Raw genomic sequence first — 25,708 nt, 5'->3', positions numbered from 1 at the left:
GTGGTGTGAGAGGTCAGGGGCTAGCCGCCCCTATCTACTCGATTGTGGCGTAACTTTAACAACACTACGTGTTGCTATCTGCTCAATTTCCGTCATTGCGCAAACCGCAGCATCACGAGAAGTTGTTATTTGTGACAAAAGCAGCTTTCAATGAGCGATTTTGTGACAATAGCAACTTCAGGTGTTGCTAAATTTCGGCAAGGGTACGAAAAACGTTCAATAGTAACACCAAGTGTTGCTAAGTTCTCAAACAAACGGGAGGAGATTATATGGGGTATGTGACAAGGCATACGGCACGCGATGCCGAGCTGCCGAGACGAAGAGAGGAGCTTTTAACGAAGGCGCTGGACGATTTAACCGGGGATCCGGATGTTCTGGCCATTTATTTAGGGGGCTCGCTGGCGAAAGGGAATTACGATACGTATTCCGACATCGACCTCCATACGATCGTTGACCCGGGGAAAAGGGACAGCTTCATTCGGCAAAAGCGGGTCCGTCCGAAAAACTGGGGAAAGGTTCTGTACTTCGAAGACGCTTCGGCTGCTAGCCCGGTCGTTGTCGTGCATTATGATTGTTTTGTAAAGATGGACACGTGGTACCAGACACCGAGCGAGCTCGTAAGCTCGATTTGGATGAAAGGGCTTAAAGCTCTGTATGATCCTCATGGTTTGGTGAACGACGTGCTGGAAAAGTCGGCGCAGATCGAATACATACCGACAGCTGAAGATGTCGAGCAGTGGAGAGGAAAAGTATTCGCCTATGTTCACGAGACGTACCGCTCCGTCATGCGGGGCGAGCTTTACTACGCGATTTCTTACCTCGACAAGTTTCGCTGGATGATGGCTCGCGGGTGGTATATGGAGAAGGATCGCTGGGCGGACAGCGCCTGGGGCGTTTGGTCGAAGCTGGAAGGGGAACGAAGCGGCCTGACGGATTGGCAGAAGGAGCTGCTTGCAGCATGGGATTGCAGCCGCAGCCCCGAGCAGATCATGAAGACGACGGCAAGCATCGTACCCGAATTTATGCGGCTTCATAAATCGTTGTGCGTTAATACAGGATTGGACGTAAGGCAAGAGTGGTGCGCAAAAATGTTCGAGATGGCGTTATAAAAGCAAGGGGGGAGTAATAGATGCATATAAGGAGAGCGGTATTGCAAGATGCGGAAGCGATCGCCAGAGTGCATGTGGACAGCTGGCGCACGACGTATAAGGGCATTGTTCCGGATGAATATTTGAACTCATTATCTTATAAAGAACGGACTGAACGATGGGTCAATACGTTGAAACGGACGGATACGAACGTTGTTTTCGTAGCTGAGGATGGCGACGGAAGCATTGTCGGGTTCTGCTCCGGCGGGAAGGAACGAACGGGGAAATTCGGCGAGGCGGAAGGGGAGCTGTATGCAATCTATATTTTGGAGGCACATCACCGGAAGGGACTTGGAAAGAAGCTTGTCCGAGCGCTCGCGGAACAATTGAACGGTGACGGCTATCAATCTATGCTAATCTGGGTGTTGGAAAAAAATCGCTCGAAATATTTCTATGAAAATTTGGGCGGAACGTTTGCGCTCACCAAGTCGATTGAAATCGGCGGGTCTACGCTGGTGGAAGCGGCATACCGGTGGGAAGATCTCGGATTGCTGTGCAGGGAGGAATAATCGATGCCATCGCAAACGGTGCAGGCGGTCTTTATCGACCGGGACGGATCGATCGGCGGAACGGGGCACTTCATACATCCGAAAGATTTTGAGTTGTATCCCTTCGCCGCGGAAGCGATCGAACGGTTAAAACATGAGGGGATCAAAGTGTTTGCCTTTACGAACCAACATCGGATCTCCAAAGGGGAAGCGGCGGAGGAGCAGTTTGTCGAGCAGTTCGCTTCGTTCGGATTCGATCAAGCCTATATTTGCCCTCATTCCTCCGATGCAGGCTGCGATTGCCGGAAGCCTTCGCCGGGGATGCTTCTCCGCGCAGCCGAGGAGCACCGATTGGACCTGACGAAGTGTGTAGTGATCGGGGACGTCGGTTCGACGGATATGCTGGCGGCCGAGCGGGTCGGAGCGGTCAAAATATTGGTGAAAACCGGGTGGGGCGAGCAATCGCTGGGCAAATATCGCAGCCAATGGGCAGAGGCGGAGCCCGATTTTATCGCGGACAACGTGTTGGAAGGCGTGAAATGGCTGTTGGATAATAAGCAGGAGGGGATATTTTGAAGCTGGCGGACCTGTTGGCCGGGATTGATTATACCGTTATTCAAGGCACGGAGCAGACCGAGGTCGGACATATAACGTATGATTCGCGCAAGGTGCGGGAGCGCTCGATGTTTGTTTGCATTCAAGGCTTCAAGCTTGACGGGCATGATTACATTCGTGAAGCGGCGCGTAAAGGAGCTGCTGTCGTACTCATTCAACGTGACATCGACGACCTGCCGCCTGGAATATGCGCGGTCAAAGCGGCCGATACCCGCAAACTAGTACCGCTGCTTGCTCACCGATTTTACGGGGAACCTTCAAAGAGACTAAACACCGTAGCAATCACGGGAACGAACGGAAAAACGTCGGTTTCGACGATAATTGCAGCGATTCTTGAGTCCGCCGGAAGAAAAACAGGCGTCATCGGAACGATTCATAACCGCATCGGCGATCAAGTGCTTAAGATGGAAAAGACGACCTATACGACGCCCGAGGCACTGGATCTTCATGCGTTGTTCAAGCGGATGCTTGACGAAGGCGCAGGCGATGTCGTCATGGAAGCGACATCCATGGCGTTGGAGCTGCATCGGCTCGATCATACGGATATCGATATCGGCGTCTTTACGAACTTAACGCAAGACCATCTGGACGACCATAAAACGATGGAAAATTACATGAATGCAAAGCTCAAGCTGTTTCGAATGTGCAAGAGAGGAATCGTTAACGCGGATGATCCGACCGCCGAAGTGATTCGCCGAGAAGGAAGCTGCGAAATAACGACCTATGGAGTGACGAATGACGCCGATTTGAAAGCCTCGGACGTATCGCTTTCGAGCGAAGAGGTAGCATTTACCGTCGCAGCCGGCGGCGAAGCGGTGCGGATGAAACTGCGCATCCCCGGCATCTTCAGCGTTTACAACGCACTGGCCGCCATTGCCGTTTGCCTTGAGCTGGGGCTTTCGCTTGAGCAAATTGCGTGCGGTCTGGCGTCCGTTGAAGGAGTGGAAGGCAGATTTCAAACGATCGCTGCAAGCCGGGGATATTCGGTGATCGTCGATTACGCCCATACCCCGGATGCGCTGGATAATGTTCTGTCAACCGTGAAAGGGTTTGCGAAAGGACAAATCATTACCGTATTCGGATGCGGAGGCGACAGGGATCGAACGAAACGCCCGATCATGGGAAGCATTGCCGGAACGCACTCGGATGTTTGCATCATTACTTCCGACAATCCGAGAACGGAAGACCCGGTCATGATCATGGAGGATATAGAGGCCGGATTGGCGGAAACCGGCTGCCGTTATGAAACGATCGAGGATCGTAAAGCTGCGATTCATCGTGCGCTCGCCTTGGCAAAACCGGAGGATGTCGTCGTTATCGCGGGCAAAGGCCATGAGAATTATCAGGAAGTAATGGGAGTGAAGCATCATTTCGACGATTCGGAGGTTGTAAGGCAGTTTATTGGAAAAGAGGTGGCGTCCCGTGATTAACCGTAGCTGGGACTGCAAATTGCGGAAGCCGCGCAAGAGAAGTTCCCGCAGGGGCATGTAGCTTTTATCGAAGCTGGCGATGTCGTTCTGGTCAAAGGATCGAGGGCATTGCATTTGGAGGACATTATTTATGCTTTCGCGTAGACGGTTCAGCTAGGTCTTGACCTTGCCCGTAGGGCAATGTAGTATCCTTGGTTTGATCGATCGAACGGATCGGATCGAATGAAGCTGCTGCGGGGGAGCGGGACGATATGTGGAAGAAAATCGAATGTGTCGCTATTTACACGGAACATTTGGAAAAATCGTTGGAGTTTTATCAATCGTTAGGCTTAACGAAGTCCTGGGAAGCTTTTCAGGATGAAGGGAAGCAGTGGAAGCTGGTTGGTTTGAAGTATCCTGAAGGCAATTCGGAGCTAGTGCTGAAGACGAATCCGAATCTTGCATTTGTTGAAACTGAGATTGTCGTTGAGGACGTTAGAGAAACTTACCGGTTTTTACAATCGAATCCGGAGGTTCGCTGGATCCGCACACCCTTTCCTAACCCATTGGGCGGGCATGCGGCGGTCATGCAAGCGCCGGACAATAACGTGTTTGTTTTAGTGGGGGGATAAAGGGGCTGCCGAGCGATCGGCGGCCTTTCCTAATGTCAAGCCGATAGCATCAATCATAAACTTGTCGCAATATCGATCATTTTTTTTATAGTCGGCTGAACTTCATTCGAGTCTTTAATCACAAAGAAATGGTCCGCTTCGCCTTCTTCCGGTGGGATCACGTCGCCTTTATTCGTCTCAGCCTGCTGCCGAATAAGCACTTCCTCAAAAGAAGATGCGCTTCGAAATACTTGTTTACTGCGCTGACTTGCGGCGACGCGCTGCTGAAGAATATGATCCGGAATATCAAAATGAACAAGAACAGAGATAAAACCTTTATTACGAAAATGTTCGAGAAGCTCCAAACGGCCTTTACGCACGCGATTGGAGTTGCAAAGGATGAGATGAAAATCGGTATGATGAACAGCATAATCAACGATCGTATTCGTGATGGCATGCTTTATGGTATTGGGTCCTTGTTCGGGCCGTAAGGTTTTGTAGTATATGTATTGATAAATTCAGCATGGTTATCCTGATCGATCACTACCGAATTGCGCAGACGTTGTTCTAAAGCTCTGGCAAATGTGGTTTTTCCGCTATGGGTTTTACCGACTGTAATAATCGCTAATCGTTTCATCAAGGCTTTTCCTTTCTTTCCTCCCGCCGAGCCATGCAATAAAAAAACGACACCGGCGTGTCGTGTTCGTTCGCAGACAATATGAAACATAAGCATAGCAGTCCTTGGCTTCTATAATAGTAGTATAGCTTACAGATTATTATAAGTCTATATTTTTTGGCGTTTTTTGGATATATTTCTTTTGCGGCAGTTTTGAAATAGATCGACCGTACGCAAAAGGAGGCGCTAAAAATGTATCCAAAGAACGAACTGCTGTCGGTAAACGATGTATCGGAGGACATTGAAACGTTTTTGAAACGGATCGGCGATATTTTTAAAGTGTTCGACAAACAGGATTCGGGCTGTATCTCGTACGGAGTGGCGGTGGAAGGTACGAAGCTGTTCGTGAAGTACTCCGGGCGCAAGGAGGCGATCGAGCGGCTGAAAAACGCCGAAGCTTTTAACCGGGCAGTAAGCAGCGAGGTTATGCCGGCATTGCGTAATTCCTTGCGTACGAAGGACGGATACGCCCTCGTATTCGACTGGGTTAACGGAGAAGTGCTTAGCTCGCCCGATTTCCCGGGACCCGAAGGGAAAAACAATCCGTTATCCCCGCACTTCCGTTTCCGTCAGCTTCCTCCGCATAAGATCATCCAAGCGTTGAATGCCGTCTATTCTCTTCATTCCGAGATCGAAAGTAAAGGCTATGTGGCTGTAGATTTTTATGCGGGAAGTATGATTTACGATTTTGATACGGATGAAGTTCATTGCTGCGACTTTGACCATTATGCGAGCGGCCCTTTTATACTGGAGCAGGAGAGGCTGCCGGGATCGAGAAGCTTGATGGCGCCGGAAGAGTTTTGCAAAGGGAGCGTGATCGATCATCGGACCAACGTGTTTACGATGGGCGCTTTAGCTTTTATGTTTCTTGGAAACGGCGTTAGGTCGGCAGACCAATGGAGAGCTTCGGATAGTCTGCTTCATGTTGCGATCAAAGCCGTTTCGCCGATTAAAGAAGAGCGGTATGCGTCGGTAAACCATTTTTACTCGGAGTGGAAAAGGGCACTGGCGGAGGAGGCGGTGTAATGGAAACATTCGAGTGGGACGATCAAGCGGAATATTTGTTGAACAGCCGTTATATGTTCTTCAACGACGATTATCTGGAATTTTTAGTAAAACGCGTGTGGAGCATTACGGAGCCTGTTAACATGATCGATTTCGGCTGCGGAATCGGTTATTTGGGTTACAAGCTGCTCCCTTATTTGCCCGAAGGGTCCACTTACACCGGAGTCGATCGAGGAAATAAGTTGATTGAGAGAGCCAGGGAAATTTTTAGCGGTCTTCCTTTCGTGGCGGAGTTTATTGTCAGTGACGTGAACAAGCTGCAGGTAGAAGAAAGCGCGTATGATATCGCCATTTGTCAGGCGCTGCTTATGCATCTGCCCAATCCTAAAGAAATTATGGGAAAAATGATGCGAAGCGTCAAACGGGGCGGCCGCCTGATCTGCATCGAGCCTCACTGGAACTCCGCCATGGCTAACTTCTATGTGCACGAGATCGAGCAATCGAAAATTGTGAATCTGGGCATTCTTCAGAAGCTGTACGAGCTGGATTTCAAGCGGACGGGAAAAGACGGCAACATCGGCATAAAAATTCCTATATATATGAGAGAGCTTGGGTTAACAAACATCGGCAGCCGAATCAGCGACCGAGTTAACTTTTTGCACCCGGATGCGGACGATAAAGAAAAGCTGTATCGAACGATTTGCGACGAGGGCTTTTCGGCACCGCCGCCGAGCGAGGAGAAGTTTGTCGGCAATCTCATAAAGCGCGGATTGTCGGAGGAGGAGGCGAGAAGCCAATTCGAGGCGGAACTGCTGCTGCATACCGAGTTCTCGCAGAACGGATTGCAATACCACTCGATATTCGCCGGCACGATGAGAGTTTCTTACGGAACCAAACAATGCTGACTTTATTTGAATTATCGATATTTCGGAAGCGGAAGTAGGACAATCTGATATAATGGAAGTAACCTCCAAGCCTCAACCGTAATAGAAAACGGGCCGCACCCATTTTTGGGGCTGCCCGTTTGTTCGTGGTGCAGCGGCAACCGCTTCCTGACCGACTGGCGGTTCTTTATTGTCCGATGCGGTTCGTTCTCCGTTCCAGAACCGGATTCGCCGAATGAAAACTAGGCGGGTCCGTTCGTTCCATGGTACGATGCTCCGTGAAAAGGAAGGTACGGCTTGAAGGACGAGAATACCCTTGCGTCGTATACATATGCAAACAACAGCAAACGGAGGGCGGATCATGAGGGAACTGCCATCACGAAATTTCATACGTCTCTTCCTTTGGATCGGAATCGTGCTGACGATTATCGTCGTTCCTTTTTCTTTATTTCTGTCCAACCAATTTTCCAAATACGCTTACTCGCAAATGGACTTGTTCAATCAGGACAAATCGCTCATACTGCCAGCCAAACGGAGTATATCCTAAACAAGCTGAAAGCGTACGGCCTTAATATGTACGAGGACCAGAACATTCAGGAATGGCTGCAGACCGAAAAGTTTGATCCGCTGGCGGACATGGAGGTTTTGAGCACGATTACCAATTTCCTTTCAACCGAGCCGTTCATTGAAAGGGTTTACTTAATCAATCTGCAAACGCAGCAGGTGTTCGATTCGCAAACAGGGATCACCCCCTTCGGCATGTTCGAAGACGTAAAGATGCTCGATAAGGTAAAGGAGCAGCAGTCGCCGTTTTTGCAGTTTTTTTCGCATGAGGTGCAAGCTTCGCCGCATTTGGCGCTGATTGTCCCTTCGACACCGGTAAAGACGAATAAAGGCGGTTACTTAGTGCTCCTGCTGAACAATCAGGCGCTGCAGGAGCACTTGCTCGCTTACAATAAAGAGCTCGGCACGCATATCGTCGTTCTTGACGAGAACGGCGTTAACGTGCTGAGCGGCCGATGAACATGTCCGCTCAAATCATGAGCGGCAACAAGGCGATCGACGGCGCTTGGGCACGGGCGTTCGACGTCGAGCTGCGGGAAGTATTCGGTTCTCCCGCAGATAGGGGCTGGGGGCCTTGGGCGATCGAATCGGGCTTGACGGTTGCGGAAATTACGTCCGGTCTGCTGATGGGGCTGCTGAAGGACCGTTTGCTGCCCGCTTATCATTTTCATATGAAATAGCAACACGGGGAGTTGCTATCGGCCTGTTTTTCGCTTTGTTTGGGAACATAGCCACACTACAAGTTGCTGTTGGTCCCAAAAACTAGGTTCCAAAGATGAAAATCGGGAAATAGCAACTCCAAGTGTTGCTAAAAATTTTTCGTTCGCTGATTTGGGCTGAATAGCAACCTGTAGTGTTACATTATTGGAAGTCACGCTGATTGCCCTCGTACACCGCCTAATGTGCACGGATCCGCCGAAATAAGAAAGTTTGACCTCACTATGTTACCTTGCAGCGCGTATTTTAGTGAAATAGTGAGGTTTTACTGCGCTATTTCCCCCGCACACCGCCTAATGAACATGGATCCGCCGAAATAAGAAAGTTTGACCTCACTATGTTACCTCGCAGCGCGTATTTCAGCGAATTAGTGAGGTTTCACCGCGCTATTGCCCCCATTTACCGCCAAATGAGCATGAGACCCACCTGCAATAAGTCGTTACACGGCAAGGGTTTGAATTTTATGCCTGAATTTCAGGCGCATCGAATGATTACGGGCATACTTGCACTTGTAGTGGTTCTATTATTTATGTAGGTGTCGCGGGGGATGATTGTGTACAATGAAATAGATTGGTAGAAATTTCTATGTTGTAAGAGGGGGGTTGTCGTTGAAAACCACAGTATATTTGACGAGGCACGGAGAAACGGTATGGAACCGCGAAAAAAGACTGCAAGGGCATAAAGATTCGCCTCTTACAAATCTTGGACGGTGGCAGGCGCGTTGGCTGGGCGAAGCGTTAGAACATGTGGAGTTTGGAGCCGTATACTCCAGCTCAAGCAACCGAGCTATGGAAACCGCGGGTCTCATAGCAGGCCGGCGGTCTATTCGGATCGTGCCCTCCGATGAACTACGAGAAATAAACATGGGAAGCTGGGAGGGCAGGATCGGGTCAGAGCTTGAAACTGAGTTCAAGGATAATTATTTTTCGTTCTGGAATACGCCGCATGTATATGAGCCGGTCTATGGCGGCGAATCCTTCTACGAACTCGAGAGGCGGGTGATCCCTTATTTACATAGCATTATAGAGCAGCATGCCGGGGACACCGTCTTGATCGTTACGCACGCCGCCGTGTTAAAAACAATGATGTCATATTTCGAACGGAGGCCGCTTCAAAAGCTATGGGACCCTCCTCTTCTTCATTCGACGGCTCTTTGTAAGGTAGAAATTGAAGACGGGGTTGCGGAAGTAAAAATATACGGGGATACATCGCATTATCGTTCCGTACGGGAAGCTGTCGGCGCAATCGTCATTCAAGGCGACGAATGCATGCTGGTGCAAAAAATAATGGGTGCCGGCGAAAAAGTAGAAGCAACCTGGGACTTTCCGAAAGGCGGAGTAGAACCGACCGATGCGGATCATCAGGACGCATTGGCAAGGGAACTGTCGGAAGAGACGGGATCGACCGCGTATCAAATTTTGCAGCGGTTCGAGGATCCGATTTGTTTTCCTTTCAGCGAGCATGTTAGAAGAAAAATAGGGTTCGAGAGCCAGAAAACTACGATGTTCCTTGTACGCTATTCCGGCGATCGCACCGATTTAAAGCCTAAAGACGAAGAAATCGGCAATATCAAGTTCGTGAAGCTGGCTCAAGTTTTATCTTCAATAACGTACGAGGAGTCGGCCGACTTTTTTCAGAGAAACCAGATCTTCATAGGGGAAGCGTATTAGAGCGAACCCCCGTTAACGGAACCGTTTGTCCGCTGAATGAGGCGAAATGAGGGAAAATGACGAATTAACGGGAAGACATATCCGCTAACTCGCCAAAAATCAGTGGAAATCTGCGGATTTACCGATTTAGCGGACACCCGGTTCCGTTAACCTCAGCCAGAGGGCACAGTCACTGAAGCGACACCCCAAAAAAAGAAGGATAGAGGACTCCTCCGACACTCGAGAAGCCCTACATCCTTCCGTTTTGTTACATTTCGCCGCTGTCGTAGTTAAATTGCCATTCAATGCCGAACTTGTCGGTTAACGAACCGTAGCATTTGCTCCAGAACGTCTCTTGAAGCTCCATGTTGACTTTGCCGCCTTCTTTAAGCTGATCGAACGCCGATTTGACCTCGTCCAAGTTTGTGCTGTTAAGGGTTAGGTTCACATTATTTCCTACTGTGAACGGCATGCCGGGGAACGTATCGGAGAACATAACATTGCTTCCGCTAATGTTCAGCCTGGCGTGCAAGACCAGGTTTTTCGCTTCCTCCGGGAGCGGATGATTCGAATCCTGCGGCATTTGGCCGAAGGTCATAATTTGCGGATTTTCATTACCGAACACCTTCGCGTAATACTCCACAGCCTCGCGGCAGTTCCCGTTAAAATTCAAATATACTTCTACAGCCATTCGGTTCACTCCTTAAATAAATTACGTTTCAAACCTGCATGTCCCACATTATACCATTTTCTTTTGTTCCGGCAAAGTACGCTGCTTCTTCCGCAGCATTTTGAATGAAAATAAAACAAACAGACTGCCGACCGAGACATTAAGCAACTGTGCCAGGAACGGGGTGATGAAATCGCGGGTTACACTGCCGGCAAGCGCAACGACGGTCAAGAAAATAACCGTAGCTCCCAAAGCGCCGAGCCCGAACGTATAAAGCTCATGACGCGCCATTCGCTCCTCCGTTAATTTCGCCGAAAAAATGCCCGCCCAAAATAAGATAGTCAGCGGATTTGATGCGGTTAGCAGCATTGCAATTAAAAATACATGGTCAGCGCCCGAAATACTCCGTACGTTGAATGAAGGAAGCGTGCCGTGACGGAATGCATCTATGATCATGACTACCCCAAAGACAAATAGAACCGCAGCTCCGAATAGCTTTAATCCGAGCTGCGTGCTTCGGCGCTCCATCATCGAAGCAATTCCGAGAATGGCTGCAGCAATATAAAGACCGTCGACCGCCGCAACTCCTAGAGCACCCGCAGCAGCCGCAAGAAAGCCATGGACAGTCGCAATTTGAAAAATAAATATACAAATCGGACCTACCGCCAGCTGCAAAAGCATTCCTAATTTAAAGCCCTTGAGCAGCATCATTCGCCCCTCCTAAAGAATATTGAGATTTTCCTTTACAGTGGATAGCGTGATCATAGTGTTGCTTTTTTGCACGCCGGGAATTTTTTTTAACGTTTCGGACAAAAAGCGCTCAAGCTGCATAGGATCTTCCACTAAGACCTTCAATAAATAGTCGTATTCGCCGGCGATATGATGGCATTCCAGCACGGAGGCGCATTCGAGCATTGCGTTTCGGAAGCCTTCAATATGCTCGGTGCGGTCGAGTGTCACCAGCACATAAGCGAGAAGCTTATAGTTCGTTTTCGCACGATTGATTTTGATCGTATAACACTCGATAATGCCGGCCTCATCCATTTTTCGGATTCGCTCGGTTACGGACGGAATGGAGAGATTGACTCTTTTGCCGATCTCCGAAATCGTCATCCTGCTGTTTTCGTGCAACGCGTTCAATATTTTCATATCCGTATGATCCATATCGTCACCCGCTTTTTATCATTAATGAGATTCTATAAAATAACATTAATCCATGTAAATACTTTGTGAAAATAACTAAATAAATAAAGTTTTCGACAAATTTTATTTAAGAATCACAAAGAAAGACGACCGTAAAGGCCGTCTTTCTTGAATTTATATCTTTACAATACGGGAGACTTGCCGCCGTCGATGTTGACCGAGCTTCCGGTAACGTATGAAGCAGCTTCCGACACCAGGAAGGCGATTACGTTGGCTGCCTCTTCGGTGTTGCCGATTCTTCCAAGCGGAATTTGATGGCGCGGATCCGCCGCGTACTGCTCCCATGTAAGCTCCGGGGCTGTCGCCTGCCACGTTCGCTCGATCTGATCGCTTCGGATCAACCCGATGCATACGGCGTTTACCCGGATGTTGTCGCGGGCCAAATCTTTGCTCATCGCCTTTGTCAGCGCCAATCCTGCGGCGCGGCTAACCGAGGTCGGCAGGGAACCGGCAGGAGGTGCCTTGCCCCCGACGGCGGTCACGTTGACTATGGCGCCGCCGCCTCGATTACGCATATGGGGGATGACCGCGCGGCTAAAGTGTACCGCTCCGAACAGCTTCAAATCCAAATCCGCTTCCCACATGCCGTCCGTTACAGCCTCAAAAGCATTCGCCGCCGCCGTACCGGCATTGTTCACCAAAATATCGATTCCGCCGAACCGTTCTACGGTCTGTTCCACCGCGCGCAATACGTCTTGTTGGTTGGCTACGTCCGCAGCAACGGTCAAAGGTTCCGCACCGGTCTTGTTGCGGATTTGCTCCGCCGCTGTTTGTAACGCATCTACGCCCCGCGCAACGATTGTCACTTGTGCGCCTTCTGCAGCTAAAGCAAGCGCGGTTGCAAGACCGATGCCTTTGCTTCCTCCTGTAATGACGGCCGTTTTCCCTTGTAATCCTAGTTCCATGCCGTTTCCTCCTTAAACTAATGCCTAGTTTTCGGCAAGCCGTTCCAACAATGCGTCGCCGCTTGCGCCGACCCGAATGTAGGCGAAGCGAGCGGACCGTTCCACCTCTAGCCCGGCACCTTCGGGGACGAAGTACGTTTCTATTCCATAGTATACCCTTTGTCCTCCCAGCAGCTTGCCGTTTATGACGACCTCTTTTTCCGCGATCGATTCACCCGGTGCAAGCATGCGGTCGAAACGGTATACGCCGCTTTGGTCAGGAGCCAGCACCACTTTTACGCTCCGAGCTAGACTATAAGGGTTTGGAGAGTCGGAAACGGAGTGGGGCAAGACCGAAATATCGTAGTTGAGAGAAACGTAATCTCCTTGCAGCAGCGATCTCGGATCGACCGGTTGAAGCTCTAGCTTCACGGACACTCCGTTTGTAAGAAGGATCTCGCTATTAACGGCTTGAACTCCCAAATAAGCGAGCTGCAGCACGATGACTGCGAATATCGCCAGCGAGCTCTTACGGACGATGGCCAAACCGGGTCGCTCCTCGTCGCCGGACCCGGCTTTTCGTGCGATGATATAGACAGCGGAGAACAAAAGCACTCCTGCAACGATTAATGTTACCGATTTGTGGAGCAGCGGCCACAACATATCGTAATATTTGAATGCGACATACACAAACCAAAATACAAAAGCGACTCCTGCGTCCGACGATTTCTTCATCCGCAGAAAGACGAAGATCAGCGAGGTTACGACGATGAAGTTGACTGCATTAAAAATTTCATAGGAATATGGAAAAATGCCGTCTAAAAACGTAAGCCAGAATAAGTACAGCAAAGTAAAAAACAAGCTGCTTTCCCTGAGATGCCGGCTGAACGGCCGATCCGCCTTCCTATGAAGCGGTACGAATATAGCCGAGTTAATAACAGCAAGCGTAAGAATAAAATATGCAAATTGCGGATCGGCCCATTCGAACAGCTGAACCAGCACAATGCCGATATTCAAATTTGTAACGGCATAGGTAAGTAATCGTTGGATGCGTCCTTTTAATGCGAGCCATCCCGCTATGGACAAAAGGAGCATAACTACAGACAAGACGGCCATATGGATCCAGACGGTTGAGACGATTCCCGCGATAAAGCCGACGGTCAGCAGCGTATAGCGGACGGCTTCGTTCCATTCGTTGAGCGCAAGCATCGGGGCGATGAGCACCAGAGCAATGATAAATAACGCGTATTGCGGCTCAGAGCTGCCCGCGGCAAACATTACGAGCCCGATTAAAGAAATGCTCCCGATCAATACGCCGACAATCGTTACGATCGTTGATACGACTTCGCGAAGCATTCGCCCGTTGCGGCTCGTTTCCCGCTCCGGCCGCTCTTCGAAGTCGTCCATGTGTAAGCTGGGAGAAGACTCATCATCTAACCGGTTGACATAGCGAAAGAACAGCACGTTCCCCGTAAGGAGCAATGCGACAAAGCAAAGCCCGAGCACGTAAAAGCCGGTTGAACCGAATCTGGAAGCCAACTCGATAAACTTAAAAACGGCGAAAACGGACACGGCCAGCGCATTCAATGTAAGAAACGTCTTATTTCTACGGATGCGGATAAAATAATAGAAACAAAATATAGCCGCAACGATATAAAGCAGGTTTATCCATACGCCATACGTTTCATATTCGAATGAATTCGTCATCAGCAGCAGGAAAAGGTAAAAAACGAGAAAACTCAACGTTTTTACGGCCGCTGACGGAAGTCGTTTGTACTCGGCAAGAAGGAATGCGATGAAATTGATCGATGCAAACAATCCGCCGATTGCAAGGCGTTCGATTTCAGTGTAAGTTGTTCCTAAGGATGAAGGGTAGAAATAAAACCATAGCGCTGCATGCAGCAGTACGTACGAAAGAACATAGAACGGGCCGTACCGCCCGATTCGGGCGAACAATAACGCAGGAACGGACCAGGCGAGAAACAACGTATAACTGTCGGCGTGCCAATTATAAATTTGACCGAGCAGAGCGACGGCCGCTCCGAACGATATGCAGCTTGCGACCAGCAATATGTCGGACAGAAAGGCATGATGGCCGGGAAGCGTCTTTAGCCGCGAGAACAAATACGACGCCCCGTAAAATATTACAATCAATCCTGCTGCAAGCGATATTTTTTGTAATCGGGGCAACCCGCCCCAGTTCGCGGCAAAGAAATAAATGATGCCGGCAGCAATAAGTGAAACGCCTAGCAAAAAAACCACTCGTATCGCGTTTAATCGGAGCACCGTTTTCACGAACCCTTCTCTTGTGGATATATAATGTATTATAATGTTGTGTCGGGCAGGCTCATAGCAAAAGTTCATTTTTCATTATCATACAGCAGGGGGATGGACATGAGGACGGAAACATTAAGCGCACTTGCTGAACCGAACCGGCTGCATATGGTCGAACTGCTTCGCGACGGACCGCTTACCGTGAATGAGATTGCGGAGAAGCTTCAATTGAGGCAGCCTCAGGTTTCAAAGCATTTGAAGGTGCTCAATGAGGCTGAGATCGTGGAGGTCCGTCCGGAAGCCAATCGCCGATTTTATAAACTTCGCGCCGAGCCGCTTCAAGAGATGGACGAATGGCTTCAATCGTTTCGCGCCATTTGGGAAGAGAGGCTTGACCGTCTGGATCAATATTTGAGCGAGCTGCAATCCGGCAGCGGACCAAAACATTAAAGAGGCTGCCGTCGACAGGCAACCTCTTTTTTTGAGTCTTAAGACGTAAAGAAACTTATTACTTCGCTTAGAGTGTCAATCGTTCTAAAGGGGAGCATAGGTGACGGACACTCCGTGCCTTTCGGATTTACCCAGACGCCCTTAATGCCTAATTTCTGAGGTGCGGCAACCTCCCATTCATAACGATCCCCGATCATCCAAGCTTCATCCGCGCGGACACCGAGTTGTTCCAAAGCATGAATATACACTTCAGGAGCAGGCTTGCCGGCCCCGAATTCCTCTTCGATAATGATGCAATCGAACAATGGAGCCAATCCGAAGCGCTCAATCTTCTTTCTTTGCGCGCGTGAGCTTCCATTCGTTATGAGCGCAAGCTTCATGCCGGCATCACGGAAGTAATGCAGCGCTTCGACCGCGCCGGGATATAAGGAGACAGCCTCGTCACGCATCATTCCATATTCGGTCGCTATGCGTTCGGCTGCAGCTCTATGGTCAAGTTTGGCATCTTCCAGTGCTTTTGCGACAATGCTTATTCTTGCCCGGTCAAGATCCATCCGTCCGATCCGATGCCTCTCGGGGTCGCTCCAGAACCATGTTGCCTGCGATTTGATGAGGGATACGACATGTTCAATATTTGCATCTTGCACATGCAGATGCTTGCTGCAAGCCTCTTTCCAGCAACGATCGAGATCAACGCCATGATCAAATGAAATAATCGTATCGTCGAGATCCAATAATAAGGCTTTCGGTAACATAGGCAAGCCTCCTATAAAATAAGCTTAAGGCTGCTTCGCTTGCCTCGGCCAGATCCAGTAAGTCATGGTGATTATAAAGTCTATCCCAAGTACAAGCATCCAGATTTTCAACACTCCGGATAGAGCTTGAGTACGAGCCGAGTCGTTAATGACGAGCATTAGCCCGATCAAAAGCGCAGCTCCGATCAAAAAGGCAAATACGTGCTTAATCCATCCCTTGAATTGATGCTTCGCATAATCGATACCGTAACGCTTCATCGGTTTCGGCCCTTGCTTCGCAACGTAATAGCGAAACCGTTCGTCCGCCCATTCGATCATGCCTTTCCCGAAAATAAGCGAAACTCCGATATACACCGCCGCAATCGCATGAGCCGTCGTGGCTGCCGCCCCTTGCATCAGGTCAATGCTCGTCGTTACTAATAATAAAAAGTCAATAACCGGCGTTAATGCCAGCAATATGAAACCCGGCTTTTGCCGTTTGAACACATAACGTGCAATAAGTCCCGACAAAATAACGGCCCAAAACAATATTTCACAAGCGATAATTGCCCACGCCACAAACCCCATGATCATGCTCCTCTATTAAAAATACAGATGTATTAAATAACACAAGTAAGTATATCGTCACACCCTAAATAATACAACTGTATTATTTAATTGTGTTTGCATTTGCCCTTTGATAAGATTAGGACATGCCGAAAATAGTGGATCGTACGGAAAGAAAGGTTCAGATCGCTGAGGCTACATGGCGCGTTATCTTGAATCAGGGAATGAAGGGGGCGACAGTAAGAAAGATTGCGGAAGAAGCAGGGTTATCGCTTGGAGCGCTGCGCCATTACTTCACAACCCAGCAAGAACTGCTTGCTTTCGCTATGGATCTCGTCAAGGAGCGGGTCAACAGTCGAATCAATGACATGATCCGGCGCGACATGCCGCCGAAGGAAAAAGTTCTTTCAATATTGCTCGAGCTTGTGCCTGTAGACGATAACAAGATGGCTGAAATGGAAGTATGGTTTGCCTTTACCTTTCACAGCAAATATGCGGAAGTTTCGTTTGACGCACGGCATGATGGAATTTTTGAGGGAATGAGAAATATCATCGAATTTTTGGATCAAGAGCGCTTGTTCGACAAACGATTGGACAAAGAAGTCGAGGCCGAACGGTTGTATGCAATGATTGATGGGCTGGCACTGCATGCGATGCTAGAGCCTAAGAGATTGGACCGCGAACGAATCGTCGAGGTGCTGAGCCGGCATATTGATTCAATAGGTTGAGCGAAGCAATTTTCATCATCAGGTAAACAAAAACTTGAAGGTAGGAGGCTCTGGCGCGATGACAACAAAGCCGATCGCAGAGCGGCTTTTATGGGCCTTAGAAACGTTGGCTGTAAATCCTTCCGATCGTCTGCTTGAACTCGGCTGCGGAAACGGAGCTTTGATTTCATATATTTGCAAGAGGTTGGACAATGGTGCGATAACTGCTATCGACCGTTCCGAAACAATGATCGAAATCGCGAAGAAGACGAACGCCGAATTCGTTTCGGAAGGGAAAGCAAGCTTTCTTGCTGCACCGTTTCACGAGGCAGCTCTGAATCAATCCAGGTTTGACAAAATATTTGCCGTCAACGTCAATTTGTTCTGGATGAAGGCAGACCGCGAGCTTGCTATGATCCGCAAACTGCTGCTGCCGGGCGGCGCGGTGTACTTGTTCAATCAACCGCCCAAGCCCGAGCAAGTGAATGCAATTGCGGAAAAAACAAAACAAAACCTGCTTAACGCCGGCTTCGAAGTCAGACCGATCGTGCTCGGCGATCAGAACCCTGTGCCCGTCGTCTGTGTGATTGGAGAACTCGGGTAGTGAATGTCAACGGGTTACAGTGCGCGGACGGCGCTTGGAGCGATGCGTCTTCTTCTGCGCGGCAGCATCTTGCGCGATTTGATTTCTGCTGAGCTTAATTCGATCGGCATATGCAATCAACAGCATGGCCGTATTCACCGCGTCGTCGATCCCTCTGTGCGCGATACCGCTAAATTCAAAGCCCGCCAGCTTTAGAGCGTTTTTGAGCCCCAGCTGGTTTTTCGTATTCGACGACAACAGCTTTCCGATCGAATGTTGAATATCGTTATAATTTTTGATCCAGTCGAGCTTTAAGTGATTACGGACGCATTCGTTCACTAGGTGCACTTTGTCGTCTTTGCCCCAAGAGCATAAATAATAATCTTCTCCGAGCCAATCTTTGAACCGCTCGATTCCTTCTTCGAACGGAACCGCTTTGTCCAAATCTTCTTCAGCCATGTTGATAAATTTGCGGGTGCTTTTCGATATGTATCCTCTTTTCGGACAAATGTAGATTTGTATATGATCGATAATTTTCCTCTCAAGCAAATCCACCTTACATGCCCCGATTTCAACGATCTCGCTAAGCTGTCCCTTCTTAAACCGCTTGACCAATTCCAAGTCGAACACAACGGCGTTCAAATAAATCTTCCCTTCGAATGATAAGTGAAATGTTTATAATGTTCCTTGCTTGCCGGTTTTTATTTCGCACTGTAAGAACAGGGATGAAAGATCGTACCTATATAGTTATAACATGCGAAAAGCGGATGAAAAACCAACATTTGCTTCATCATTATATAGGAGGAAACAAATTGGCAAAAGAGGGAGCCGTGAAACATGAAAGACACGATTACAAAAGCCGTTTCGCTCGGATTGGGAATCGTTATGGCGGGCAAAGAACAGGTTGAGAAAACGGTGGAGGAGCTCGTGAAAAAAGGCGAGGTTTCCCGCACGGAATCCAAAGCGTTCGCCGAAGAGCTCATCAAGAAGGGAGATGAAACAAGGAAGCAAATCGAGGATATTGCCGGCGAGCGGGTACAAGCCGTTCTGAGCGGTTTGCATTTCGCCACGAAAGAGGACATTGAACGGCTCGAACGGCGGCTTGAGGCGTCGGAACGAAGCCGAAGCATCAATCCCGAGAGCTGACAGGAGGAGGCGAATGAACGCTGGGAAACGGATTCGCCGGCTGCGCCGGTACCGGACGATCGCTTCGGCTTTTGCGCGCAACGGCTTCGGTTATATATTTCAAGAGATGGGTTTGACCGAATGGGTTCCGTTCAGCGGCGGCAAGGAACGACAAGGAATTCGCGGCAAGAGCGTCGGGGAGCGCATTCGTCTGCTGCTGGAGGATTTGGGGCCGACATTCGTCAAGCTTGGCCAAATTGCAAGCACGCGGCCCGATCTGATTCCTGCGCCGATCTTGTCGGAGCTGGAGCGTCTGCAGGACGATGTACCCGCTTTCTCGTATCAGGAAGCGTCCTACATAATCGAGCAGGAGCTGGGCGGGGCCGTGGAGCAGCTGTTTATGCAATTTTCCGAGACCCCGGTTGCGGCCGCGTCCATCGGTCAAGTATATCGCGCCGTATTAAAGGACGGCACCCCCGTCGCCGTCAAAGTGCAGCGTCCGGACATTCAGCCGGTGATCGAAACCGATTTGGACATATTGACCGCATGGGCGAGATTGGCCGAAGCCCGCCTGGGGTGGGCCAGAAACTACCGACTCCGCGACATAGTCGACGAATTGAGAAAGGCGCTGCGCGCCGAGCTCGATTATACGTCGGAAGCGCGAAATGCCGAAAAGTTCGCGAATCAAAGCGGCAAATGGGATCAAGTCCATGTGCCGGCAGTATATTGGGATTACTGCACAAGCCGGGTATTGACAATGGAATATGTAGAAGGAATTAAGCTATCCGACCAAGAAAAGCTTGATCGGGCGGGACTGGGCCGGAGAAGGCTCGCGGAGCGGTTTGCCAAAACCATATTGCATCAGGTATTGGTTGAGGGATTTTTTCACGGCGACCCCCATCCCGGCAACGTGCTTGCGCTTAGGGACGGCAGCCTTATGCTGCTCGATTTCGGCATGGCGGGCAGGCTGACTCCCGGGATGAAAAAGCATTTCGTCTCGTTCGTCATCGCATTGCGTAATCAAAGCTCCAAAGGAGTCGTTCGCGCCATTTCCGATATGGGCATCGTTCCGGAGGATGTGAACGAGGACCGGCTGTATGCGGATGTAGACGAAATGCGCGATAAATATTACAAAGTGCCGCTGGACCGGGTAAGCTTGGGAGGAGCGGTCAAAGATTTATTTGACGTGGCGCTCCGCCACCGCATCCGAATCCCGACGGAATTGACTTTGCTTGGGAAGGCGCTTTTGACGATGGAAGGAGTCGTTACCGCGCTCGATCCGACGTTCAGCGTCTTTGACGTGGCCGAACCGTTCGGGAAGAAGCTGTTTTTGGAGCGTCTAAGCCCGGTTCAGATGCTGAAATCGTGGATGGACGACGTGCCCGATTATTTGGAGGTGCTCCGCGAATTTCCTTCGGGACTCAAGCATTTGACTTCGCTGATGCGCAAAGGGAAAGTGCAAGTGGAGGTTGCGGTTCCGCAGCTGGACGAGCTGATGAAAAAAATGGACCGCATCAGCAACCGGTTATCGTTCAGCATCGTGCTGCTTTCTTTAAGCATTGTCATGGTCGGACTTATTGTCGGAGCGGCATTGAGCCATACCCAATCCGTTCTGTGGCGCATTCCGGTTATCGAGATCGGGTTAGCCATTGCGGTATTTATGTTTTTTTGGCTAATTTATGCCATCTTCCGCTCCGGACGGTTCTAGCGGACCGGTCGAATCGTAAACAAAAATAAAGAAAAACTTGTTTTCTTTATGAAAATTCATATAAACTAATCAAGGGTAAAAGTGAGGACGTTTTTACCTTTTGTGCAGATAATTGCTAACGGGAAACCTTAAGCTAGACGGATATCTCATAACACAATCGCATTCGACATTTTTTTTGTGGCAGTAATGAGCCAGAACGATCGCTGGACATAAGCCTAAGTAAAAGTTGTGAGAGCAGCTTTTATTTAGGCTTTTTTTAATTAATGCCATAATGTTTTGGCAACCGGAGGAAATGAGGTGTCATGTCAAGCAGCAGCATGAAGATAAGTACCGAGAACGATATTTTTTTAGCCTTGCATAAGGTTCGATTGCTAATGAATCAGCTTGGATTCTCCGAAATGGATAAACAAAAAGTGATAGTAACCGTCTCGGAATTGACCCGCAATATATTGGATCATGCCGGGGCTGACGGAAGCTTCGCTTGTGAGCCGGTAGACAATCTAGGCGTGCGAATGACGTTTCAAGATAACGGAGGGGGGATCGTTGATGTCGAACGCATATTAAACGGGGAGAGGCCTGCATCGTTTACCGGGCTAGGTTTGGGATTGGCAGGCGCAAAGCGGATGATGGACGAGTTTCGGATCACAACATCGAAAGAAGGTACATCAATTGTCTGTAGCAAGTGGAAGAGATATGGCTAGGGTAAATGAAGCCGATTTGACCTTAGACCGTTTAGCATCAATCGGCCAAATCGCGGCAGGCATTGCCCATGAGGTGAAAAACCCTTTAACCGCGGTGAAAGGTTTTCTTCAACTGTTAAAGGCTGAATCGTCGCACCGATATCTTGATTTCGCCTATACCGAGCTGGAAAACGCGCTTTCCACCTTACAAAATTTATTGCATGTTTCCAAGCCCGATTTAGAGGACGAGCCGTTCGATTCCATCAATCTTTGTGCGGAACTGGAGTCCATACTGTACTTGTTTCAAGAGAAATCGTATCACGTAACGATAATAAAACAGTTTTCGAATACGAAAGTAAACATTTACGGAAAACGAAATCAATTAAAAAAGGCGTTCTTTAACCTGTTAAAAAATGCATTCGAGGCCATCTCGGATCAGGGTACGATCACGATCAGGCATTATATTTCAAACGGGAAATTGGTTATTGCGATTTCAGACACGGGAGTCGGCATCCCGCCGGAAAAAATCAATCTGCTGGGAACTCCATTTTACACCTCTAAAACAGAAGGAACCGGAATGGGGCTGACTCAAGTTTTTGCGACCATCTACGAGCATGCCGGGAAAATTAATGTAAAGAGCAAAGTGGGAGCAGGGACGGAGTTCAAGATCAAATTTCCGTTACAACAAATCGACCAGCCGGGAGTGGTTACATTGAATTTGATGTTTACCGAGCAACAGGAATTTTCGCACTATTTTACGGACAATCAGGATAAATTTGATGAAATACTGAAGCACCGCTGGAAGGAGACCTTTGAGTCGGTGAAAGATTCGTCGGCGGGAAGTATGGATTTCGTTCTTCAGTCCGCACGGCAAGTGGTTCTTTTACTGAATGAGAGCAATGAGCACGGGCTTATTATTCACGCTAAGGAGCACGGAAGAAACTGGGCCAAAAACAATTTGGACTTAATTTTAAAGCTCGAATGGATTCAAACGCTGCGTAAGCTGTATTGGGATTTTCTTTATAACTATTATTCGAATATCGAGCTTGAGCAGAAACAGTTTTTCGAAATCGAGAGGAAGGTCAATTCCAATCTGGACACGTACTTGAAACACTTTTCTTCCAGCTTCTCCGAGTATAAGAACGAGCTTCTTCAAGCGCAGCGGGAAGTGATTGAGGAATTATCCGTACCTGTCATTCCTTTGTCCGACCATATCGCCATTCTTCCGATCGTCGGCACGATGGATACGCTTCGCGCGAAAAAAATACAGGAAAGCGTGCTGGAGCAAATATTTCGATTGAAAATCAAGAGGATCATTATCGATTTATCCGCGGTCGCTTACATGGATACGGCGATCGTCTCGCATTTGTTTAAAATCGTGAACGGGATCGGCATACAAGGCTGCAAAGCGGTCATCACCGGCATTCGGCCCGAAATTACCAATACGATGGTTGAGTTAGGGATTGCGCTGCAAGACAAAGTGGAAACGAGAGGGACGCTGCAGCAAGCGATAGAGGAGTATAGCGAGTAACAAGGGCTTGTTTCGTTTGCCTGTTCCCCGACGTTCGGGAGTTTTGTTATTAGCGAGACTGTATTGATCGGCATTGACGGTGCGTGGCGGCGGTCATTATAATTCCTCTATGACGATACCAATTATAACCACTAAACTATATATTCCTCCGTCTCGGACGAACATGGTACCCCGCCCCCGCCTGATCGAGCGGCTGAACGAAGGGCTACAGCGCAAGCGGAAGCTGACCGTCGTCTGCGCATCAGCCGGGAGCGGCAAAACGACGCTAGTCACCGAATGGCTCGCCGCCTGTGGGCAGCCAGCCGCCTGGCTGTCATTAGACGAAGGGGATAACGAACGTTCCCGGTTTTTGTCATACCTCTTATCCGCTCTGCGTCAGACAGACGCGAGCATCGGAGAAGGGGTGTTCGGGCTGCTCCAATCGTCTCATCCGCCTTCATCCGAATTGATCGTAGCGGCGTTGATCAACGAACTCGTTACGCTGTCTCGCCCGTTCATTCTTGTCCTTGACGATTATCATGCGGTTCATTCCAAACCGATTGAAGATATCGTCGGCCTCCTGATCGAGCGCATGCCGGCACAAATGCATTTGGTCATGACTACCCGGGAGGATCCTCGCCTTCCTCTGGCCCGGCTGCGTGCTCGGGACCAATTGACCGAAGTGCGCGCCGCTGACCTGCGGTTTACTTCCGCCGAAACGGAAACGTTTCTTAATCAAGCGATGGGTCTGAACCTTTCTCAAGAAAACATTTCTTTGCTTGAATATCGAACGGAAGGCTGGATTGCAGGTCTGCATTTAGCCGCACTTTCTTTACAAGGACATGAGGATGCCGCCGGCTTCGTCCGCTCTTTTACCGGAAGCCATTATCACGTGCTCGATTATCTGGTTGAAGAAGTGCTTCAACAGCAAGACGCAGCCATTCAACATTTTTTGCTGCGCACGTCCGTTCTTAACCGGATGTGCGGTCCGCTTTGCGATGCCGTGCTTCGCAGGAATGGCGGAGAGTCGACCGCTCCTTCCTCCTGCGGACAACATATATTGGAATATTTGGAACGAGCCAATCTTTTTATCGTTCCTTTAGACAACGGGCGGCGCTGGTTCCGCTATCACCATCTCTTTGCCGATCTGCTGCGGCAGAGATTGGAGCGAGGGGCCGCTGCGGAGCTGCACACGCGTGCAAGCGAATGGTATGAAGAACAGGGATTTGAGCTGGAGGCATTTCAACATGCCGTTGCCGCCCATGATGTCGAGCGCGCCGGACGATTGGTTGAGGGCGGGGGAATGCCTTTGATTTTTAAAGGAGCGGTGAACCCTGTATTACAATGGCTGGCTTCGATGCCGGAGAAGGAATTGAATGCAAACCCCTCGCTGTGGGTCATTTATGCTTCCGCGCTGCTGATGGCAGGGCAAATAACCGGGATCGAATCGAAGCTGCAAGCGGCTGAAGCAGCCATACGAGGCGCCGAGGAAACCGACAAAATCCGAGACATGATCGGACATATGGCTTCCATACGCGCCACGCTGGCTGTCAGCAAGCACGATGCGGAGACTGTCTTGACCGAATCCCGCCGCGCCTTGGCATATTTACACCCGGGCAATCTTCCGGTTCGCACGGCCACTACATGGACGCTAGGATACGCTTATCAGCTCAAGGGAGACCGCGCCGCCGCCGGCAAGGCTTATGATGAAGCATTGTCGATCAGCCATAAGATCGGACACGTCATGATCGCCGTCATGTCATCTGTCGGTTTAGGGCTTATTCAAGAGGCGGATAACTTGCTTTTTGCGGCGTCTGAAACGTATAAGCGCGTTCTGGCAATGGCGGGAGAGCCTCCGCTACCGGCAGCGTGCGAAACGCATCTGGGCCTCGCCCGAATCCATTATGAATGGAACGACCTGAACGCCGCAGAGAGGCACGGGAAGCTGGCCGTTCAGCTGGCTCGGCAATTGGAGCAAACGGATCGGGCCGTTGCCGGCGAGGTGTTTCTCGCACGGCTGAAGCTTGCTCGGGGAGAAGCGAGCGGCGCTTCAGCCGCTTTGGCTGAAGCCGAGCATTTCGCTCGCCTGCATCATTTCGTCAATCAGCTCCCTCAGATTGCAGCCTTACAAGTGCAGGTGCTGCTTCGCCAAGGCAATGTGCCGGCAGCCGCCGAGCTGGCGCAGAAGCACGAGCTTCAGCCTAGTCTGGCAAGAGTGCGGATGGCACAAGGAGATGCATCCGCAGCGCTTGCGGTGCTTGCTCCGTTAAGACGAAATGCGGAGGCGAAGGGCTGGGCGGATGAATTGCTTACAGCAACGGTTCTGCAATCGTTGGCTTTGCATGTCCAAGGCGAAACGCGCAAGGCGGAACGAACCTTGTCGGAAGCATTAACGATGGCTGAGCCCGGCGGCTTCACGCGCATCTTTGTCGACGAGGGGATCGCGATGGAGAGGCTGCTGCGCAAGGCGGCTGCCGGTAATGCTACGCCGGAATATGCGGTTCGTTTGTTGTCGGCATTTGAAGCCGAAGCGGAAAAGAGGGAGCGCAAACTCGGCCGGCGAGAGGCCCAACCTGCCGAGCCGTTGATCGATCCTCTAAGCGATCGGGAGTTGGAAGTGCTGAACCTGATCGCAGGAGGACTTTCGAATCATGAAATAAGCGAACGGCTTTTTCTCGCGCTCAGTACCGTGAAAGGGCATAACCGCGTCATTTTCGACAAATTGCAGGTTGCGAGACGTACCGAGGCGGTGGCGCGCGCCCGCGAGCTGGGACTTTTGTAGCCAAAACAATACTTTAGTATCTATATAACAATACCGTACGCGGGATATACTTGTCGCATCTTGAA

27 protein-coding genes and 1 pseudogene are annotated in these 25,708 nt (G+C 49.8%); 19 read left to right on the top strand and 9 right to left on the bottom strand.

Features of this window, described 5'->3' with window-relative positions; genetic code table 11:
- Window positions 1–269: 269 nt before the first annotated feature.
- The 5 genes from PT964_RS21005 (at window position 270) to PT964_RS20985 (ending at window position 4,292) form a co-directional block, all read left to right on the top strand.
- Window positions 270–1,109, top strand: a complete 840-nt coding sequence (locus PT964_RS21005) for a nucleotidyltransferase domain-containing protein (RefSeq protein ID WP_274365314.1) — start codon at window positions 270–272, stop codon at window positions 1,107–1,109.
- A 20-nt stretch (window positions 1,110–1,129) separates the two neighbouring features.
- Window positions 1,130–1,657 (top strand): GNAT family N-acetyltransferase, encoded by a 528-nt coding sequence (locus PT964_RS21000; RefSeq protein WP_274365313.1) that lies wholly within the window; start codon window positions 1,130–1,132, stop codon window positions 1,655–1,657.
- 3 nt (window positions 1,658–1,660) lie between these two features.
- Window positions 1,661–2,212, top strand: a complete 552-nt coding sequence (locus PT964_RS20995) for an HAD-IIIA family hydrolase (RefSeq protein ID WP_274365312.1) — start codon at window positions 1,661–1,663, stop codon at window positions 2,210–2,212.
- Window positions 2,209–3,681, top strand: coding sequence for a UDP-N-acetylmuramoyl-L-alanyl-D-glutamate--2,6-diaminopimelate ligase (locus PT964_RS20990; RefSeq protein WP_274365311.1), 1,473 nt, complete (start codon window positions 2,209–2,211; stop codon window positions 3,679–3,681). The genes PT964_RS20995 and PT964_RS20990 overlap by 4 nt, the downstream gene beginning before the upstream one ends.
- A gap of 251 nt (window positions 3,682–3,932) precedes the next feature.
- Window positions 3,933–4,292 (top strand): VOC family protein, encoded by a 360-nt coding sequence (locus PT964_RS20985; protein WP_274365310.1) that lies wholly within the window; start codon window positions 3,933–3,935, stop codon window positions 4,290–4,292.
- A 53-nt stretch (window positions 4,293–4,345) separates the two neighbouring features.
- On the opposite strand, the pseudogene PT964_RS20980 reads toward PT964_RS20985, so the two are convergent.
- Window positions 4,346–4,908, bottom strand: a pseudogene (locus PT964_RS20980) (ATP-binding protein).
- Between the two features lie 231 nt (window positions 4,909–5,139).
- On the opposite strand from PT964_RS20980, the gene PT964_RS20975 reads away from it, so the two are divergent.
- The 6 genes from PT964_RS20975 to PT964_RS20950 all read left to right on the top strand — a co-directional run bounded on the left by PT964_RS20975 (window position 5,140) and on the right by PT964_RS20950 (window position 9,787).
- A complete protein-coding gene (locus PT964_RS20975; protein ID WP_274365309.1) occupies window positions 5,140–5,973 on the top strand; it encodes a serine/threonine protein kinase in 834 nt (277 codons plus the stop codon).
- Complete coding sequence (locus PT964_RS20970) at window positions 5,973–6,857, top strand: class I SAM-dependent methyltransferase (protein ID WP_274365308.1); 885 nt, start codon at window positions 5,973–5,975, stop codon at window positions 6,855–6,857. The genes PT964_RS20975 and PT964_RS20970 overlap by 1 nt, the downstream gene beginning before the upstream one ends.
- A 340-nt stretch (window positions 6,858–7,197) precedes the next feature.
- Window positions 7,198–7,383 carry a hypothetical protein gene (locus PT964_RS20965; protein WP_274365307.1) on the top strand — a complete coding sequence of 62 codons (186 nt, stop codon included), beginning with the start codon at window positions 7,198–7,200 and terminating at the stop codon, window positions 7,381–7,383.
- A 26-nt stretch (window positions 7,384–7,409) separates the two neighbouring features.
- Window positions 7,410–7,859 carry a cache domain-containing protein gene (locus PT964_RS20960; protein ID WP_274365306.1) on the top strand — a complete coding sequence of 150 codons (450 nt, stop codon included), beginning with the start codon at window positions 7,410–7,412 and terminating at the stop codon, window positions 7,857–7,859.
- A 2-nt stretch (window positions 7,860–7,861) separates the two neighbouring features.
- Window positions 7,862–8,080 (top strand): hypothetical protein, encoded by a 219-nt coding sequence (locus PT964_RS20955; RefSeq protein ID WP_274365305.1) that lies wholly within the window; start codon window positions 7,862–7,864, stop codon window positions 8,078–8,080.
- Between the two features lie 645 nt (window positions 8,081–8,725).
- Entirely contained in the window at window positions 8,726–9,787 is a 1,062-nt protein-coding gene (locus PT964_RS20950; RefSeq protein ID WP_274365304.1) for a histidine phosphatase family protein, read from the top strand.
- Window positions 9,788–10,034: 247 nt separating this feature from the next.
- Here the strand turns inward: PT964_RS20950 and PT964_RS20945 are convergent, their stop codons facing one another.
- The 5 genes from PT964_RS20945 to PT964_RS20925 all read right to left on the bottom strand — a co-directional run bounded on the left by PT964_RS20945 (window position 10,035) and on the right by PT964_RS20925 (window position 14,818).
- On the bottom strand, window positions 10,035–10,457 hold the full coding sequence (locus tag PT964_RS20945) for a VOC family protein (protein WP_274365303.1): 423 nt from the start codon (window positions 10,455–10,457) through the stop codon (window positions 10,035–10,037).
- A gap of 48 nt (window positions 10,458–10,505) precedes the next feature.
- Window positions 10,506–11,147 (bottom strand): LysE family translocator, encoded by a 642-nt coding sequence (locus PT964_RS20940; RefSeq protein ID WP_274365302.1) that lies wholly within the window; start codon window positions 11,145–11,147, stop codon window positions 10,506–10,508.
- 9 nt (window positions 11,148–11,156) lie between these two features.
- Entirely contained in the window at window positions 11,157–11,600 is a 444-nt protein-coding gene (locus PT964_RS20935) for an Lrp/AsnC family transcriptional regulator (protein ID WP_274365301.1), read from the bottom strand.
- Window positions 11,601–11,761: 161 nt separating this feature from the next.
- Complete coding sequence (locus PT964_RS20930; RefSeq protein ID WP_274365300.1) at window positions 11,762–12,544, bottom strand: SDR family oxidoreductase; 783 nt, start codon at window positions 12,542–12,544, stop codon at window positions 11,762–11,764.
- Window positions 12,545–12,568: 24 nt separating this feature from the next.
- A complete protein-coding gene (locus PT964_RS20925) occupies window positions 12,569–14,818 on the bottom strand; it encodes a GDYXXLXY domain-containing protein (protein WP_274365299.1) in 2,250 nt (749 codons plus the stop codon).
- A gap of 99 nt (window positions 14,819–14,917) precedes the next feature.
- On the opposite strand from PT964_RS20925, the gene PT964_RS20920 reads away from it, so the two are divergent.
- On the top strand, window positions 14,918–15,247 hold the full coding sequence (locus tag PT964_RS20920) for an ArsR/SmtB family transcription factor (protein ID WP_274365298.1): 330 nt from the start codon (window positions 14,918–14,920) through the stop codon (window positions 15,245–15,247).
- Between the two features lie 38 nt (window positions 15,248–15,285).
- Here the strand turns inward: PT964_RS20920 and PT964_RS20915 are convergent, their stop codons facing one another.
- Window positions 15,286–16,002, bottom strand: coding sequence for an HAD family hydrolase (locus PT964_RS20915; protein WP_274365297.1), 717 nt, complete (start codon window positions 16,000–16,002; stop codon window positions 15,286–15,288).
- 24 nt (window positions 16,003–16,026) lie between these two features.
- Window positions 16,027–16,569: a hypothetical protein gene (locus PT964_RS20910; protein ID WP_274365296.1), complete on the bottom strand. Its 543-nt coding sequence runs from the start codon at window positions 16,567–16,569 to the stop codon at window positions 16,027–16,029.
- A gap of 125 nt (window positions 16,570–16,694) precedes the next feature.
- On the opposite strand from PT964_RS20910, the gene PT964_RS20905 reads away from it, so the two are divergent.
- Together PT964_RS20905 and PT964_RS20900 are read left to right on the top strand one after the other, a co-directional pair.
- Entirely contained in the window at window positions 16,695–17,276 is a 582-nt protein-coding gene (locus PT964_RS20905; RefSeq protein WP_274365295.1) for a TetR/AcrR family transcriptional regulator, read from the top strand.
- A 58-nt stretch (window positions 17,277–17,334) separates the two neighbouring features.
- Entirely contained in the window at window positions 17,335–17,859 is a 525-nt protein-coding gene (locus PT964_RS20900; protein ID WP_274365294.1) for a class I SAM-dependent methyltransferase, read from the top strand.
- A gap of 6 nt (window positions 17,860–17,865) precedes the next feature.
- On the opposite strand, the gene PT964_RS20895 is transcribed toward PT964_RS20900, so the two are convergent.
- On the bottom strand, window positions 17,866–18,480 hold the full coding sequence (locus PT964_RS20895) for a 3'-5' exonuclease (RefSeq protein ID WP_274365293.1): 615 nt from the start codon (window positions 18,478–18,480) through the stop codon (window positions 17,866–17,868).
- Between the two features lie 195 nt (window positions 18,481–18,675).
- Here PT964_RS20895 and PT964_RS20890 point away from each other — a divergent pair, with 195 nt between their 5' ends.
- From PT964_RS20890 to PT964_RS20870, 5 genes are all read left to right on the top strand, one after another.
- Entirely contained in the window at window positions 18,676–18,984 is a 309-nt protein-coding gene (locus tag PT964_RS20890) for a phasin family protein (RefSeq protein ID WP_274365292.1), read from the top strand.
- 13 nt (window positions 18,985–18,997) lie between these two features.
- Window positions 18,998–20,671: an ABC1 kinase family protein gene (locus PT964_RS20885; protein ID WP_274365291.1), complete on the top strand. Its 1,674-nt coding sequence runs from the start codon at window positions 18,998–19,000 to the stop codon at window positions 20,669–20,671.
- A gap of 302 nt (window positions 20,672–20,973) precedes the next feature.
- The gene (locus tag PT964_RS20880) at window positions 20,974–21,372 is read left to right on the top strand and encodes an ATP-binding protein (RefSeq protein ID WP_274365290.1); all 399 of its coding nucleotides are present in this window, start codon (window positions 20,974–20,976) and stop codon (window positions 21,370–21,372) included.
- A complete protein-coding gene (locus PT964_RS20875; protein WP_274365289.1) occupies window positions 21,365–22,882 on the top strand; it encodes an ATP-binding protein in 1,518 nt (505 codons plus the stop codon). The genes PT964_RS20880 and PT964_RS20875 overlap by 8 nt, the downstream gene beginning before the upstream one ends.
- Before the next feature lie 163 nt (window positions 22,883–23,045).
- Window positions 23,046–25,643, top strand: coding sequence for a winged helix-turn-helix domain-containing protein (locus tag PT964_RS20870; protein ID WP_482194170.1), 2,598 nt, complete (start codon window positions 23,046–23,048; stop codon window positions 25,641–25,643).
- Window positions 25,644–25,708: the final 65 nt, after the last annotated feature.

Source organism: Paenibacillus thermotolerans (assembly GCF_028745515.1).
GTDB classification, from domain to species: Bacteria; Bacillota; Bacilli; order Paenibacillales; family YIM-B00363; genus Paenibacillus_AE; species Paenibacillus_AE thermotolerans.
Note: the sequence above shows the minus strand (reverse complement) of the source record. Positions and strands in the feature narration are given on the sequence as shown.

Excerpts from the sequence above, each read along its gene's own strand:
- PT964_RS21005 (WP_274365314.1), top strand. The coding sequence starts at position 270 with ATGGGGTATGTGACAAGGCATACGGCACGCGATGCCGAGCTGCCGAGA.
- PT964_RS21000 (WP_274365313.1), top strand. The coding sequence starts at position 1,130 with ATGCATATAAGGAGAGCGGTATTGCAAGATGCGGAAGCGATCGCCAGA.
- PT964_RS20995 (WP_274365312.1), top strand. The coding sequence starts at position 1,661 with ATGCCATCGCAAACGGTGCAGGCGGTCTTTATCGACCGGGACGGATCG.
- PT964_RS20985 (WP_274365310.1), top strand. The coding sequence starts at position 3,933 with ATGTGGAAGAAAATCGAATGTGTCGCTATTTACACGGAACATTTGGAA.
- PT964_RS20975 (WP_274365309.1), top strand. The coding sequence starts at position 5,140 with ATGTATCCAAAGAACGAACTGCTGTCGGTAAACGATGTATCGGAGGAC.
- PT964_RS20970 (WP_274365308.1), top strand. The coding sequence starts at position 5,973 with ATGGAAACATTCGAGTGGGACGATCAAGCGGAATATTTGTTGAACAGC.
- PT964_RS20965 (WP_274365307.1), top strand. The coding sequence starts at position 7,198 with ATGAGGGAACTGCCATCACGAAATTTCATACGTCTCTTCCTTTGGATC.
- PT964_RS20960 (WP_274365306.1), top strand. The coding sequence starts at position 7,410 with ATGTACGAGGACCAGAACATTCAGGAATGGCTGCAGACCGAAAAGTTT.
- PT964_RS20955 (WP_274365305.1), top strand. The coding sequence starts at position 7,862 with ATGTCCGCTCAAATCATGAGCGGCAACAAGGCGATCGACGGCGCTTGG.
- PT964_RS20945 (WP_274365303.1), bottom strand. The coding sequence starts at position 10,457 with ATGGCTGTAGAAGTATATTTGAATTTTAACGGGAACTGCCGCGAGGCT.
- PT964_RS20940 (WP_274365302.1), bottom strand. The coding sequence starts at position 11,147 with ATGATGCTGCTCAAGGGCTTTAAATTAGGAATGCTTTTGCAGCTGGCG.
- PT964_RS20935 (WP_274365301.1), bottom strand. The coding sequence starts at position 11,600 with ATGGATCATACGGATATGAAAATATTGAACGCGTTGCACGAAAACAGC.
- PT964_RS20930 (WP_274365300.1), bottom strand. The coding sequence starts at position 12,544 with ATGGAACTAGGATTACAAGGGAAAACGGCCGTCATTACAGGAGGAAGC.
- PT964_RS20920 (WP_274365298.1), top strand. The coding sequence starts at position 14,918 with ATGAGGACGGAAACATTAAGCGCACTTGCTGAACCGAACCGGCTGCAT.
- PT964_RS20915 (WP_274365297.1), bottom strand. The coding sequence starts at position 16,002 with ATGTTACCGAAAGCCTTATTATTGGATCTCGACGATACGATTATTTCA.
- PT964_RS20910 (WP_274365296.1), bottom strand. The coding sequence starts at position 16,569 with ATGGGGTTTGTGGCGTGGGCAATTATCGCTTGTGAAATATTGTTTTGG.
- PT964_RS20905 (WP_274365295.1), top strand. The coding sequence starts at position 16,695 with ATGCCGAAAATAGTGGATCGTACGGAAAGAAAGGTTCAGATCGCTGAG.
- PT964_RS20900 (WP_274365294.1), top strand. The coding sequence starts at position 17,335 with ATGACAACAAAGCCGATCGCAGAGCGGCTTTTATGGGCCTTAGAAACG.
- PT964_RS20890 (WP_274365292.1), top strand. The coding sequence starts at position 18,676 with ATGAAAGACACGATTACAAAAGCCGTTTCGCTCGGATTGGGAATCGTT.
- PT964_RS20885 (WP_274365291.1), top strand. The coding sequence starts at position 18,998 with ATGAACGCTGGGAAACGGATTCGCCGGCTGCGCCGGTACCGGACGATC.
- PT964_RS20880 (WP_274365290.1), top strand. The coding sequence starts at position 20,974 with ATGTCAAGCAGCAGCATGAAGATAAGTACCGAGAACGATATTTTTTTA.
- PT964_RS20875 (WP_274365289.1), top strand. The coding sequence starts at position 21,365 with ATGGCTAGGGTAAATGAAGCCGATTTGACCTTAGACCGTTTAGCATCA.
- PT964_RS20870 (WP_482194170.1), top strand. The coding sequence starts at position 23,046 with ATGGTACCCCGCCCCCGCCTGATCGAGCGGCTGAACGAAGGGCTACAG.